Genomic DNA, 13,414 nt, shown 5'->3' on the forward strand with positions numbered 1-13,414 from the left:
CATGGTCCCGCGTCGCGACGGTCGGCTCTCGACGGATCTGCGGATCATCGCGCGGGACGTCGGCTCGCTCCTGTTGATGGAGGCCGGCCTGATGGCCGTCACGGCGGTCGTCGCCCTCGTGTTCCGGGAGTTCCACGCCGCCCTGGGTTGTCTCCTCGCCGGTGGCGTGACCGCCGCCGTCGGCGCCCTCGCCAACCGAGGGGTCGGGGACGTCCCGCCCCCCAAGATGAAACACGGCATGGTCATCGCCGCGAGTGGCTGGTTCGCCGTCGCCACGTTCGGTGCGCTCCCCTTTCTGCTGACCGCGTGGCTGACGCCGCCCGCGGCGATGGACGCGTTCGTCCCCGCCGGGGCTGACACGAGCGCGTGGGACCCGATTCGGGTCGGCACCACCACGACCCTCTCCAGTCTCGCCTACTTCCGCAACCCGCTTCACGCCCTCTTCGAGAGCATGAGCGGGTGGACCGGGAGCGGCCTGACGATGGCGGTCCACGAACCCTCGCTCCCGCGGGCGATCCAGTGGTGGCGGTCGTTCATCCAGTGGGTCGGCGGCGTCGGCGTCATCGTCCTCACCGTCTCCATCCTCGCGAGACCCGGGAGCGGGAGCTACGCCCTCTACCGGAGCGAAGCCCGCGAGGAGAAGATCCACCCCAGTATCGTCTCCACCGTCCGGACGGTCTGGAAACTCGTCGTCGGGTACACGCTCCTCGCCGTCGTCCTCCTCTTCGGTGCCATCCGCAGCAGCGAGAGCGACTACGCCCGGTCGCTCTCCCCCCGGGAGACCGCTTGGCAGGCACTCAACCACGCCATGACCGGGCTCACGACCGGTGGATTCTCCGTCACCGACAACTCCATCGCGACGTACGACTCGCCGCTCGTCGAGGCCACCCTCCTCCCGATCATGATCCTCGGTGCCATCGCCTTCCCCGTCCACTACGTCGTACTCCGGGACCGGTCGGTGCGCGAACTGGTCGCCGACCTGCAGACGCGATGGCTGTTCGTCCTCCTCGGACTGGGCGTGGTCGGCCTCTCGACACAGAACGCCCTCTCGATCCCAGCGGCCGCCGACGCGTTCACCACCCGGTCGTTCCTCCCGTTCTCGACGACGGTACTGGACGGCGCGGGCCACGACGCGATCCGAGACTCGACGTTCCAGTGGGTCAGCGCGCTGACCTGCACCGGGTTCCAGTCGGCCCCGATCGGCCGCTGGGTCGCCGGAGCCAAGGTGATGGTCGTCGGCGCGATGACGCTCGGGGGGGCCGCCGGCTCGACCGTCGGTGGGATCAAGATCGTCCGTGGGTACACCGTCGTCCGCGGCATCGTCTGGCAGTTCTCCCGCGTGTTCCTCCCGAGAAACGCCGTCGTGACCGCCCGTCTCGGCGACCGCACGCTCGACCGCGAGGCCATGGAACGCGAGTTCGGCGAGGCCGCCATCGTCACGCTCCTGTGGCTCCTCGTCCTCGCCGCCAGCAGTCTCGTCCTCGTCAACGTCGTCGGCCCCGACTTCGGCTACGCCGACGCGCTGTTCGAAGTCGCGAGCGCCCAGGGCAACGTCGGCCTCTCCACCGGGATCACCGGCCCGACGATGTCGCCGGTCGCCGAGGGGATGTTCGTCCTCAACATGTGGATCGGTCGCCTGGAGATCATCCCCGTCTTGGTGTTCGTCCGTGCCGTAGTGTACGGATTGGACCCCTGACGACGGGGTCAGTCGTCGGTCCGCACCTCGCCGAGGAACGTCCAGTGGTGGTGTGTGCTCCCCTCGGGTCGCGTCTCCTCCCTGACGTGATAGAGGTATAGTAGCCTTTGTAAGTCATCACACACCTGATCGCATGACAGCGTTCGATCAGGTGTGCGGACAGTTACAAACGCTACTATAGGGACCGTGCGGGCAGTCGTCACAGCCGTCGGCACAGGGCTGTCGCTTCACCACCTCGGTGTACCCGTCGTGTTCGGTCACCCGAGCGACGTCCTCGCCCGGTCCCGGTTCGATCGGTGACTCCGGCTCCCGGCGGTGCTAGAGCAGTTCTCGGGCGTGGACGACGGTGTTCCTGAGTTCTTCCGGCGTGAGTCCGCTGAGTTCCGCCCCGAAGCCATCCGGCAGCCCGTCCGGCGGCGTCGGCGCGTCCGAGGCATCGGTCATACCGACCGGTTGGGTCCCGAGACACATAAGACGCTACCCCGACGTCGACGCGCCCGGCTACTCGTTCCAGAACGCGCCCGTGAACATCACGAACACGGGGATGATCTCCAGGCGACCGATCCACATCAGGAAGATCATCAGGAGTTTGCTGGTCGCCGGGAAGTCGAGATAACTCCCGAACGGTCCCAGGAAGCCAAAGCCCGGGCCGATGTTCCCGAGGGTCGCGAGACTCGCGCTGAGCGCTTCGAGCGTCGTCATCTCCAGACCCACCCGGCCCGCGTCGAGGAGGATGAGCACCGTCGCCACGCCGAAGGTGATGAGATACAGCATCGTGAAGCCGTAGATGGCACGGATGACGTCCTCCCCGACGACGTACCCACCGAGACGCACCGGCTTGACCGCGTTCGGGTGGGCGGTAGTGAACAACTGTCGCCGTATCCCCTTGATGACGACCAACCACCGAACGACCTTGACGCCGCCGCCGGTCGACCCCGCGGACCCGCCGATGAACATCGCGAACAGCAGGATCCCCTGCGTGGTCGTCTCCCACTGTGCGAAGTCACTCGTCGCGTACCCCGTCGAGTTCAGCAGCGAAGCGACCTGGAACGTGGCCTGTCGGAGCGAGTTCTCGACGGCGCCCTCGGTGATGCCCCCGAGTTCGAGGGGCGGTGCCGACCCGGTGAACAGGAGCCCCCACAGAATGACGATCACCCCGGCGTTCGCGCCGAGATACGCCTGGAGTTCGCGGTCCCGGAGGAACTGGGCGTACTCGTCCTGGACGATCAGGTAGAACAGTCCGAAGTTCATCCCCGCGACGAGCATGAACGGGACGACGACCCACTGGACGGCCGGAGAGAACGCAGCGATGCTGTCGGCTTCGGGGGAGAATCCGCCCGTCGGCAGCGTCGTGAAGCCGTGTGCGACGGCGTTGTAGACGCCCATGTTCGGTGCCAGCCCCGCGTAGTGGAGCGCGAGCAGGATACAGACGTACAGGACGGTGAACCCGAGGTAGAACAGCCAGAGGAGGCGTGCCGTTTCGGCGATCTTCGGCGTCAGTTTCTGGAGCTCCGGTCCGGGGGCTTCGGACTCGATGAGTTGTGCGCCGTTGACCGCCGCCTCGGGGAGAATAGCGACCATCAGGACGATGATTCCCATACCCCCCAGCCACTGGGAGAGCTGTCGCCACATCAACAGCGCGTGGGAGTGACGGTCGGTCGAGATCTCCCCGAGGACCGTCGCACCCGTGGTGGTGAACCCGGACATCGACTCGAACAGCGCGTTGACCGGATAGCGGAGCGTCGACTCGGTACCGTAGCCCGCGATCAGGTACGGAACCGCCCCGATGACTGCGACGGCACCCCACGCCAGAGCCACGAGGAGGAGCGCTTCGCGGGCACCCAGTTCCGGGTCGTTGTCGAGGCGTTCCAGTCCGACGCCGACCACGACCGTGATCCCGATCGACAGCAGAAACACGACGGTGTCTTCCCCGTACACGAGGCTGATTCCCAACGGAACGAGCATCGCGACGGCGAGGTACTTGATCACCGTACCGGTGAAGGCGACGCTCTGTCGCCAGTTGATCCGAACCGACATCACCGATCACAGTCCATTACGCTACGGTCTCAGCGTGGACGCCGAAAAATCCCTCGTTCCGCCTACAGGCTACTGTTCACCGCTGCCAACGACTCGCTCTCGACGAACACGACGACGTGATCTCCCCGCTTGACGAGGGTGTCGCCCCGGGGGATCACCCGTTCGCTCCCGCGGGTGATCGCCCCGATGACCACGCCGGCCGGTAGATCGGCGACGGAGTCGCGGATGGGCCGATCCACGAGGACGCTCTCCCCGTCGACCTCGATTTCGAGGACCTCGGCCCGGTCGGACTCGACGATAGCGACGTTCTCGGCGTACTCCTCGCGGGTGAACCGCGTTATCTCCTCGGCGGTCGCCTCGCGGGGATCGATTGCCACGTCGATGCCGACCGCCTCGAACAGGTCGACGTACACGCCGGAGTCGACGACCGCGACGGCTCGCTTGGTTCCGAGGCTCTTGGCGAGGAGTCCGGCGAGCAGGTTCTTCTCGTCGCTGTCGAGGGCCGTGACCACGACGTCGACATCCGCGACGTGTTCGCGTTCGAGAAAGGTCCGATCGGTCGCGTCGCTCTCCAGAACCGTCGTCCCGGCGAGGTCCTCGGCGAATTCGCGCGCTCTATCGGGGTCCCGTTCGACGAGTCGTGGCTTCAGGCCCCGTTCTTGGAGCAGACGAGCGGTGTGGTAGCGATGTCACTTCCCCCGACGACGAGGACGTTGGGCGTCCGGTCGCTCCCCGGTTCGAGTTCGTATGCGAACGTGTGGACACTCTCGGGGCTCCCGATGACGACCACCTCGTCGCCGGCCTCCAACACCGTATCGCCGCGGGGGATTATCACGTCGCCACCGCGCAACACGGCGGCGAAGGTGAGCGACTCGTAGCGGTCGGCCGCCTCGACGGTCAATCCGGCGACCGGACTCGACTCCGAGATGGCGAACTCCGTCATCTGGACGAGGCCGTCCGCGAACGTCGCCACGTCCTGTGCCGCCGGCAGGCCGACGACCCGTGCGATGGTCTCGGCGGTCAGCAGGTTCGTCGCCACCATGTGGTCGATATCGAACGCGCGCTCCGACCCCTGCCACGTCCGCAGGTACTTCGCGTTCCTGACCCGGGAGATGGTGAACGCCTCGGTGACGGTCGTCGCGGTGCCACATAGCGATGTTTGTCTCGTCGTCGTCCGTACTCGCGATGAGGATGTCGGCCCGTTCGAGGTCTGCCTTCTCGAGCGTTTCGAGGTCCGTTCCGTCCCCCTCGGCGCCGAGGACGTCGGCGTCGTACATCAACTGTTCCACCCGACCCCCATCGACGTCGACGACAGCGACGTCGTGGGCGTCGACGACAGCGACGTCGTGGGCGTCGACGACAGCGACGTCGTGGGCGTCGACGAGGCTCTCGGCGATTGCAGTCCCGACTTCGCCGGCCCCGACGATCACGACGTACACGGGAACGCCTCCACGTCACACATGGCCGTCGCTTCGCCCGGAACGGGGCAGTGTATTTCCCCGTGACGCCGTCGTCGACACACTCCGACCGCCTCACCCCGCCGTCGGTCACCCGTTCGGTTTCCGCTCCTGATCGGGGTGATCGGAGATGAAGACGCTCGTGTCGTCCGGGACGTCGTCGGTCACCCATGAGTTCGCGCCGATGCTCACGTGGTCGCCGATATCGATCGGTCCGAGGACGTTGCTGCCGGCCCCGATGACGACGTGGTCGCCGATGTCCGGATGGCGCTTGTAGTCTTTCGCCAGCATGTGTTCCTCGCCCTCCTCCTCCTCGAAGTGGAGTGCGCCGAGGGTGACGTTCTGGTAGATACGGACCCAGTCACCGACTGTGGCCGTCTCGCCGATGACGACGCCGGTCCCGTGATCGACGAAGAAGTGGTCGCCGATCTCCGCACCCGGGTGGATGTCGATCCCCGTCTCGCCCTTCGAGTACTCCGCGAGTTCTCTCGCGTACGCGAAGTGCTCCGCCTCGTAGAGGAGGTGGGCGACGCGGTGGGTCAGGATGGCGTGGAAGCCGGGGTACGACCGGATGATCTCACAGTAGCTCTTCGCCGCCGGGTCGCCCTTGTACGCGGCCTCGGCGTCCCGCTTGAGCGTGTCCCGGATCGTCGGCAACCGGTCGAGCGTCCGGTCGACGGTGCCGGTCAGTTCGTCCGCGTCGCGGTCGGCGTAGGCCGTGATACCTTTTAGGATGCACGTGCCGAGCTCACTCAGGAGATGACGCGTCTCGGCGGGATCGTTCAACAGATCCGTCCCGTTCCAGCACCGGGGAAACAGGAGGCGTCTGAGCAGGAGCGGTTCGTCGCGCAGGAACTCCCGGCGCGGATACTTGCGCGAAGTGTCCGTCGGGTAGGGCGCGTCGTCTACCCCGTAGGAGTCGACGAGGTCTCGGTGGGCGTCGCCGGTGTAATCGTACCCCATCTCTGTCTGGAGTGACGCCGTGGAGTAACGTAGTTCTTTTACTTCGTCCGTCGGCCGACCGCTCCCGACACGAACACCCACCCGAGCGTTTCGTTCGCGGAGACAATCACCATATGATACATATTACAACATGTTCTACCGCCGTTGTGGCTGTCGACTGTCTGACCTGCGATTTCAGCGGCGAGATTCGAGAGTACGAAACCAAGACGGTTGGGTTGAAAAACGACTCCCTCATCCACAAATGCCCCGAGTGTGGATGCGTTATGGGTAACTTGCTCGAGGTGTAGCGGCGCCGACTCACACCCGACATCGAGGGGTGGCTCGATACCGCAGTCGGCGAACTGGGCCGCAGCCTGCCTGTCGGACCGACATCGATCGTGCCGGCTGCTGGGGGAGATGGCCTACGTCGGAGAGTCGAAACCGGTGGGAGTGCGCTTCATCGCAAAGATAGTGGTTGCAGACGCCAAAGCGCGCAGATATTCGCTATTCGCTACCGAACATCTGGCGCATGAGTAGTTGGCTGTATTTAATTTATGAACACAAGATGAGATAGCCGAGAAGATCATAATTCGGAGCGTGTCGGGATGGTTCAGCTCTTCTGACGCGGGTCTATTGGCGTTATCGTCTATCACCGATCTGGAACACCTCGTTCCGGAAGTGCTCGATATGGTCTTCGAGATCGGTGAACCCGTTTCCGGTCACGTCCTTATGATGCCGGTGGCGTTCCGATTCACTCGTCCTCATCAAGCAATTGTTGAGGGAGATCCGCACCGTGCTCGACCAATTCGGAATCAAACGAGACGAGGGTCGCGTCGGCAGCGTCGGCTGCCGAAAGGATCATCGCGTCCATGGGGTACAACAGAGTTTCCGATTGGAGGCGGTTCGCCGCCATCATATCGGAGGCGTCGGGAAAAGTCACGGTCATCCGAGCGGTAACTCGATTCTCAATAGCATCGATTCGATCCCGTTCGAACCGTTTCTTTTTGCTCAGAACACTCCGCAGTTCCATGAGGCTGAGAACCGACACGAGTGGATTGTCGGCTTGATCAAGCAGTTCGATTGCTTCATCAGACCGATCGGTATCCCGAGTAACTGCTGCGACGAGAACGTTAGTGTCGAGGAGTACTCTCATAGCCGTTCGCGGACGTCACGAACGGCTTCGACAGAGTCAACCTCGACATCGAGTCCCAGCTCTGAGAGTGCCTGTCCGAGCGGGACCGTCTCGTCATCATCGGGGTCCGAGGAAACGAATTCCTCGAAGTCGTCCGAAGTGAGACTCATACCTGATCTTGCCCACCAACTCGCAAAAGACTACTGGTGGTCCTGTTGTCCGTGGTGATGCGGTGCTACTCGAATGTACACCGGCAGAATCGACACCGAGAGACACATCGGAGATAACGGTTCGTCGCCGTGGCTCCGTGGATGTAGTTGGCTGTCGTGAAAGAGTCGGGAAGAACGTATAACAGAGTTAGAGAGGATCGTCGACGAGTTAGTTGAACGCAATATTAAATTAGAGCATCGGGTTCTGGCGCTGGAGGGGGGTCAGGAGAAATTTGAGCGGGAAATAGGACTGCGGAATGATTAAATGAAACGGACAATATATTATAATATTACTGAACAAATAATTAGAGATGGTAGTTTCTAACCTATACTGCTGTGCTGATGGCGACATATAGGTTCCGGATAAGCAAGTTAGAGAAATAGATTGGATGACAGGAAAATCTTAGTACGGGTGCATATTACTACGATATAGACCACAATTATGAGAAATAAATTATATGAAATATCATGCACATGTTGTGACTTCACAAAAAGATATCAGGATGAACAAACTGCGCGGGATGATCTAAAAAGCCACGAGCAACTGGTAGATGGTGAACATAATACGGATATAAAAGAAAAAACAATCTGTGTGGATAATATTGGCTATATGTGGATTCCTGTATTGGTTCGTGGGCTATTTGTTCCAGCTTGTGCTTTAGTAGTTTTACTCCCTTCTATTCAATCATATAATCAGATATTCGATACAATTTTAGCATTTCTATTCGTTTTTCTGGCGAGTATATGGTTTATATGTTGGATTATCTCTCCGGTTGCAATATACTTTGATAAAAGACGAATTTATAGATATACTGGTTGGATGCCAGAATGGACATACTACCTTGTAATACTCGGAGTTATTGGAGATCTCTTGGCTGGAATCTATCTATACAAAAGGTATACTCGTGTCGGATTTGATATTCCTTTCTACGGCAAAATTTAACTAATTTCTCATCTATTGTCTACCTATATATCAAAAGAGAAATGTATGTTAGAATTTTGGGACTCAAAGGCAACAAATTGTTGTTTGACGCCCTTAGAACTAAGTAATACATCCTGAGTCATCATTCCTAGCGTACCGTTACATTAATTTCACGTACTGTTGCATTGATTTCGACCTCTACTTCTTCAACAGAAGTATTCTCAATTACAAACAAATAGTCATGCCATCCTATGATCGCATTATTGGATACACTTGTCGTATTAAACGTGGTTGCGTTTTCGTTGTATCGAGGGTGTCATAGAACTCTTCTCACACCGTGATGATTGTGCTTCCCGGATTGTCTCCGCGTTCGTAGTTGGTGATTGCGACGACGAGGCGCAGACACAACGCGAGGAACACCTGCGCTCGTGCATGGACGCGGCCTCGGGCGTGCGTTCGCCCGAGGCCGCAGCCCTTGACTGATTCGTTGGTTCGTTCGACGCCACTCCGGCGGTTGTACGTCTCGTCTAGCGTTGATTGCTTCAGCTGAACGTCGTTGCTGTGTTTTTCAATGCGGTCTTCTACCCTGTACTCGATATCTTTCGGGTCGTCGGTGTTTCGTGGATTGTCGCTAGTTGTCCACTCTCTTGATGGCGGCGGCAACAAGAGTCCGGTCTAACACGGTAAGGACGCTGATACGAGACGAAGTACACATCTGACGCCACGGAGAGTTGAGGAAGAGTCACAAATCTGGATTGTTTTGGCTGTAGTTGTCGTTCAGACTGATCTCCGAAGACAGCTGTCGCTGTTCGCCAGCCTCGCTTCGCCGAAGCGAGGCGGCTCAACCGAGTCCGTGTTCGTATCCTGCTGGCAGTCCTTCTCCGTTAGTCCGGTACTTCTCTTTCCAGCCGAGTTCGTCGTCTAACACCCGTTCGATCCCGTGCAAAAACGCGTCACCAAACGCGAATGTTTTCGGAAGTGCTCGCCCGCCCCGCCGTGGTCGGGCGAGCACGGCCCACTGTAACACGAGCCACAACTGCTCTAACAGAAACCCCACGCCCACGTAGAACAGCCGGATTGTCGTCGATGGCGTTGTTGTCAGGGCACGCGCTTCTCGGAACTTCTCGTAGCTCTTCTCTATCCGTGAACGCTTGTTGTAGGTCGTAGCGACTTGCGCGGGCGTGCGGTCTTCCAGACCGTACGCCGCGTATCCTGTCGCTTTCACACCAGACTTTCCGCGGTCACCGTTCTGATAGGTAACGTTCACCGCCAGTGGATACGTCTGTTCGTGCTCTTTCCCTTCGCAAATCGTCTCTTCGGTCATGTGTGACGCGGCCTTGGAGAGTTTCTTCCGGAGCGAGTCTTTCCGGGTTATGACCGGAAAGACTGGCGGTGCTGTCTCCCGAAGAATACCGATTAACTCCCCGACAAAGGCGTCCCTGTCCATGAGGATCTGGTCGGTCTCGAATGGGTATGTTTCGACGCGGGCGAGCACGCGCTCGACCGCGTCGGCCTTGCTGTCCTCGCCGTCAACTGGTTCAACCGCCAGTGTGAGTGGCTTTCCCTGCGCGATGACGAACGCAGTACAGTACCGGTGACACTTCGTGGTTCCATCTCGTGCTTCCATTCTCCTGAACTCGTCCTCGTCGTCTGGATGACCGTGGAACGGATTGTCCATGAAGTCCAGACAGATGGTTCTCGACCCGCCGCGGTCGAGAACCGTCATCGCCACCAGTGCGAGGATATCGTTGACAGCATCAAGCATCGGCTCTTTCTCCAAGGTGTGCAACCAGTCCATCACTGGCTCGCGGTTTGGCGTGTCCTCAGTGTTCGTCGTGACACCGTTGACGGAGGTTGTGTCAACAGCAGCTCGTAAGACGACTTCCATGATTTCCTCGGAATCGAGGCCGGAGCCCTCGATTCCTTCCATCGGTATCAGCTCAAGCAACTCCATGCTAAGAGACTTCAACTGGCTGCTCGAAATGTACTCGTCCGGATCTGTGAGGATGCGTTTGAGTCTTGGGAACTCCATCACACACAGGAATCCGGGCAGCGGCTGAATCAGGCGACTGATTCAGTCGCGTCATTCTAATCACTACGTGTCAGAAACTGGTCTCTTGAGCCAGAGTGGACAACTAGCGATTGTACGGAGCGACTGGCACGACCCCTGCGGCCAGCAGGTGGTCGTGCCAGTCGAGCGTGTCGTAGGCACTGTCTCCAAGCATCCACATCGGTTTCCCGACGGCGAGCGCGTCACGCGTGACGCGCATCGCCGTCTCTTCTGGTGCTTGTTTGCTCTCGGTGAACTCGGCTGCAATCGGGATCTTTTGCCCGGTTGAGACGATCGTGCAGCCGTAGCCGTAGTAGTACTCGTCATCGGTTGGATCATAGCACTTCGATGCGTCTGGATCGGCGGGCATCGCTCTCACGTCGGTTGAATCGATAGAATACGTCAAGTCGAGCAGGCCCCGCAAGGCGGCCTGCTCGACGAGATGGTCGAAGACCCGGTCAACAACGTGCTCAAGATCAGTGAGGAATCGATCGACCGCGTCTCTCGACGGCGGTCGATCGAAGCTACAGCTGAGCCAGACAACGGTGTTGTTCAGTTCTCGTGCAACCGGACGGATACCGTAGATGTTCTTGTAATAGCAATGGAGAAAGCCACGCATCATCTCGGGCGGCTCAAGATCTCGTGTTCGCCCCGTCTCCGCCGGGGCGAACACGTCGAACCCTTCAAGAAACTCGAAGGAGAGGTGCTCGAACAACGCCAACGTCTCCGTTTCCACGGCATTGAAGAACGATTCTACCGAAGGATCATCTTGCAGGGTCGCTGAACTCATTCCACCTCAGCGTTCACCCTGCTCTTTGGTATGCGAACTGTTCTATGACACCCTCTGTATCTGTATCTTTCTCCCTGTTTGAAGTGTGTAAATTCATCTGCTCGCATTAAAACCACATCAACAGCGGAACCACGCTGGACAATAAGAGAATAATCTATGGTGGGGCTTAGATTATACTCGCCAGCGTACTGTTCGAGATCAATCGACCAATAAGCGAATTCATCACCAGACAACTGGATAACATCATCAATTTCGAAGAGAGCTGCACTTGATTCATCAGATATGGTACCATCTTCGGGCGTACTCTGACCATTAGGTAAATCGTCCTCCTCAATAGATATCCCAGTTGCAGTTTCTTTTGGTTGGCTGGGAGTCGCTGATGTTGTTTCACTTTGTGATGAACCGCCATTTAGGATGTCCCCTAATAGTCGAGCAAAAGGCCCCAAAAATCTTCCAACCTCATCTGTGGATTCAACGGCTACCTTAGCACATCCAGACGAAACTGTAGTCACCACCACACCAATCCAGAGTAGAATCTTCCTGCGGCCTACAGTCATATCTCTAAATTCGCCCGGATAGACGTAAACGTTAGTACAATATTCAAAAAAGATCGCGTCATCTCGACCTTGTTGGATGGAGAGATGAACGGCGTATAGATACGTCTCACCCCCTATACTGCCAAAAAATGGGATGCTTTCAGATTGCTTTAATCTGATCCAAACATCTGGCGCATCATCGGATGCATCTCCATCAACTGCTCTTCGGCGATCTCCTCGTAGATCTTGTAGGTGATGGAGACCGTCAGCAGGAGTCCCGTTCCGGAGACCTGCCCGATAGTGCCGAGCATGTTCGCGCCGACCGCGAGCAACCCGACCAGCGCCCCGCCGATCACGGTCACCTGCGGGATGTACCGCTCCATGACCTTCTCGATGACCTGCGGGTTGCGCCGGAACCCGGGGATCTGCATCCCGGAGTTCTGGATCTGCTGGGCGGTGGCTTCGGGCCCCATGCCCGTCGTCTCCACCCAGAAGATGGCGAAGATGGCGCCGCCGATGACCATGATCCCGAGGTCGACGCTGACCCGGACTAGGATCTGCCACGGTTCGGCCGTGGTGCCGGCGAGCCACCACATCCAGTCGTTCCGCGTCTGGATGGGGGCGAGGTAGTAGAAGAAGCCGGCGACCGGTTGGCCGTTGCTGTACTGGCCGAGCCACACCGGCATCTGGTTCCACGTGCTGTTCAGGATGCGCCCGGCGAACTGGATGTTCGCCTGCAGGGCGCGCACGAGGATCATCGGCAGGACGCTGGCGTAGATCAGCTTCACCGGGAAGCGACCGCGAGCGCCCTTGACGCGTGCGTGCGACAGGGGAATCTCGACGCGGACGCTCTCGGCGTAGACGACGATGGCGAAGATCAGCACCGTCGTCACCAAGGCGAGCAACTGGCCCTGACCGAGCAGGAGGGCCTGAATCCCCTCGGCGGTGAGGGGCGAGGCGATCTCCTGGCCGCCGGTCAGGATGGCGAACCACGTCGGGAAGAAGCCGGGCGTGCCGCCCAGCGCCTCCCAACTGAACAGGCCACCGACGAGTTGTTGGCTCACGCCGGCGATGATGAACAGACCGACCCCGGATCCGACGCCCCACTTGCTGACGATCTCGTCCATGAACAGGATGAGGATCCCGCCGACTGCGATCTGGAAGAACAGGAGCCCCTGGACACCCTGGAGGCCGATCCCCAGTGCTTGGCCGACGGCCGGGTCAGCCGGGAGGAAGTTCCCAGCGAACACCATCGGCGCGCCGGTCAGTACGATCATCACGGCCACCAGCAGCTTCTGGAGCCCCTGGTACAGCACTTGATCCCGGGGATCGTCCGTGTCGAGGCCGAGTAGGTCCGCACCACCCAACAGTTGCAGGACGATGCTCGCCGTGACGATCGGACCGATCCCCAACTGGAGGATCGAGCCTTGCGATCCGGCGAGGATCGATCGGAACCGACCGAAGAGGTCGCTCTGTGTCCCGGCGTCCAGCCCGAACAGCTGGATGTTCGTGAGGAAGAAATACAGCACGAGGACGCCGGCCGTCCAGCCGAGTTTGCGCCGGAAGGGGACGTGCCCCTCCGGACGCGTGACTGACGGCATCCGCGTCAGCACCGGTTCGGCGGTCTCCTTCCATCCCATGGG

The 13,414-nt window shown here is 59.7% G+C and carries 10 protein-coding genes and 3 pseudogenes; 2 read left to right on the top strand and 11 right to left on the bottom strand.

The window, feature by feature from the left end:
• Position 1: 1 nt before the first annotated feature.
• Complete coding sequence (locus NBT81_RS13055; protein WP_338739208.1) at positions 2 to 1,696, top strand: potassium transporter TrkG; 1,695 nt, start codon at positions 2 to 4, stop codon at positions 1,694 to 1,696.
• A 318-nt stretch (positions 1,697 to 2,014) separates the two neighbouring features.
• Here NBT81_RS13055 and NBT81_RS13060 read toward each other — a convergent pair whose 3' ends face one another.
• From NBT81_RS13060 to NBT81_RS13085, 6 genes and pseudogenes are all read right to left on the bottom strand, one after another.
• Positions 2,015 to 2,140 (bottom strand): hypothetical protein, encoded by a 126-nt coding sequence (locus NBT81_RS13060; protein WP_338739210.1) that lies wholly within the window; start codon positions 2,138 to 2,140, stop codon positions 2,015 to 2,017.
• 57 nt (positions 2,141 to 2,197) lie between these two features.
• Entirely contained in the window at positions 2,198 to 3,733 is a 1,536-nt protein-coding gene (locus NBT81_RS13065) for a TrkH family potassium uptake protein (protein WP_338739212.1), read from the bottom strand.
• 62 nt (positions 3,734 to 3,795) lie between these two features.
• Positions 3,796 to 5,172: pseudogene (gene trkA, locus NBT81_RS13070) on the bottom strand (Trk system potassium transporter TrkA).
• A gap of 108 nt (positions 5,173 to 5,280) precedes the next feature.
• Positions 5,281 to 6,153 carry a serine O-acetyltransferase EpsC gene (gene epsC / locus NBT81_RS13075; RefSeq protein ID WP_338739214.1) on the bottom strand — a complete coding sequence of 291 codons (873 nt, stop codon included), beginning with the start codon at positions 6,151 to 6,153 and terminating at the stop codon, positions 5,281 to 5,283.
• Between the two features lie 730 nt (positions 6,154 to 6,883).
• Positions 6,884 to 7,285 (bottom strand): type II toxin-antitoxin system VapC family toxin, encoded by a 402-nt coding sequence (locus tag NBT81_RS13080; protein WP_338739216.1) that lies wholly within the window; start codon positions 7,283 to 7,285, stop codon positions 6,884 to 6,886.
• Positions 7,282 to 7,434, bottom strand: a complete 153-nt coding sequence (locus NBT81_RS13085) for a hypothetical protein (protein WP_006114452.1) — start codon at positions 7,432 to 7,434, stop codon at positions 7,282 to 7,284. Before NBT81_RS13085 ends, NBT81_RS13080 begins: the two co-directional genes overlap by 4 nt.
• 481 nt (positions 7,435 to 7,915) lie before the next feature.
• Here NBT81_RS13085 and NBT81_RS13090 point away from each other — a divergent pair, with 481 nt between their 5' ends.
• The gene (locus NBT81_RS13090; RefSeq protein WP_338739227.1) at positions 7,916 to 8,416 is read left to right on the top strand and encodes a hypothetical protein; all 501 of its coding nucleotides are present in this window, start codon (positions 7,916 to 7,918) and stop codon (positions 8,414 to 8,416) included.
• Positions 8,417 to 8,725: 309 nt separating this feature from the next.
• Here NBT81_RS13090 and NBT81_RS13095 read toward each other — a convergent pair.
• The 5 genes and pseudogenes from NBT81_RS13095 to secY all read right to left on the bottom strand — a co-directional run.
• Positions 8,726 to 9,022: pseudogene (locus tag NBT81_RS13095) on the bottom strand (transposase); the annotation flags it as partial.
• A 214-nt stretch (positions 9,023 to 9,236) separates the two neighbouring features.
• Entirely contained in the window at positions 9,237 to 10,427 is a 1,191-nt protein-coding gene (locus NBT81_RS13100) for an ISH3 family transposase (protein ID WP_425498664.1), read from the bottom strand.
• Positions 10,428 to 10,536: 109 nt separating this feature from the next.
• Positions 10,537 to 11,235: pseudogene (locus NBT81_RS13105) on the bottom strand (transposase); the annotation flags it as partial.
• The gene (locus tag NBT81_RS13110) at positions 11,232 to 11,792 is read right to left on the bottom strand and encodes a hypothetical protein (protein WP_338739229.1); all 561 of its coding nucleotides are present in this window, start codon (positions 11,790 to 11,792) and stop codon (positions 11,232 to 11,234) included. The pseudogene NBT81_RS13105 and the gene NBT81_RS13110, both read right to left, overlap by 4 nt.
• Before the next feature lie 149 nt (positions 11,793 to 11,941).
• Complete coding sequence (gene secY, locus NBT81_RS13115) at positions 11,942 to 13,411, bottom strand: preprotein translocase subunit SecY (protein WP_338739231.1); 1,470 nt, start codon at positions 13,409 to 13,411, stop codon at positions 11,942 to 11,944.
• Positions 13,412 to 13,414 lie beyond the last annotated feature (3 nt).

The organism is Haloplanus sp. CK5-1, assembly GCF_037201915.1.
In the GTDB taxonomy this organism is placed as follows: Archaea; Halobacteriota; Halobacteria; order Halobacteriales; family Haloferacaceae; genus Haloplanus; species Haloplanus salilacus.

Excerpts from the sequence above, each read along its gene's own strand:
- NBT81_RS13055 (WP_338739208.1), top strand. The coding sequence starts at position 2 with ATGGTCCCGCGTCGCGACGGTCGGCTCTCGACGGATCTGCGGATCATC.
- NBT81_RS13060 (WP_338739210.1), bottom strand. The coding sequence starts at position 2,140 with ATGACCGATGCCTCGGACGCGCCGACGCCGCCGGACGGGCTGCCGGAT.
- NBT81_RS13065 (WP_338739212.1), bottom strand. The coding sequence starts at position 3,733 with ATGTCGGTTCGGATCAACTGGCGACAGAGCGTCGCCTTCACCGGTACG.
- epsC (WP_338739214.1), bottom strand. The coding sequence starts at position 6,153 with ATGGGGTACGATTACACCGGCGACGCCCACCGAGACCTCGTCGACTCC.
- NBT81_RS13080 (WP_338739216.1), bottom strand. The coding sequence starts at position 7,285 with ATGAGAGTACTCCTCGACACTAACGTTCTCGTCGCAGCAGTTACTCGG.
- NBT81_RS13085 (WP_006114452.1), bottom strand. The coding sequence starts at position 7,434 with ATGAGTCTCACTTCGGACGACTTCGAGGAATTCGTTTCCTCGGACCCC.
- NBT81_RS13090 (WP_338739227.1), top strand. The coding sequence starts at position 7,916 with ATGAGAAATAAATTATATGAAATATCATGCACATGTTGTGACTTCACA.
- NBT81_RS13100 (WP_425498664.1), bottom strand. The coding sequence starts at position 10,427 with ATGGAGTTCCCAAGACTCAAACGCATCCTCACAGATCCGGACGAGTAC.
- NBT81_RS13110 (WP_338739229.1), bottom strand. The coding sequence starts at position 11,792 with ATGACTGTAGGCCGCAGGAAGATTCTACTCTGGATTGGTGTGGTGGTG.
- secY (WP_338739231.1), bottom strand. The coding sequence starts at position 13,411 with ATGGGATGGAAGGAGACCGCCGAACCGGTGCTGACGCGGATGCCGTCA.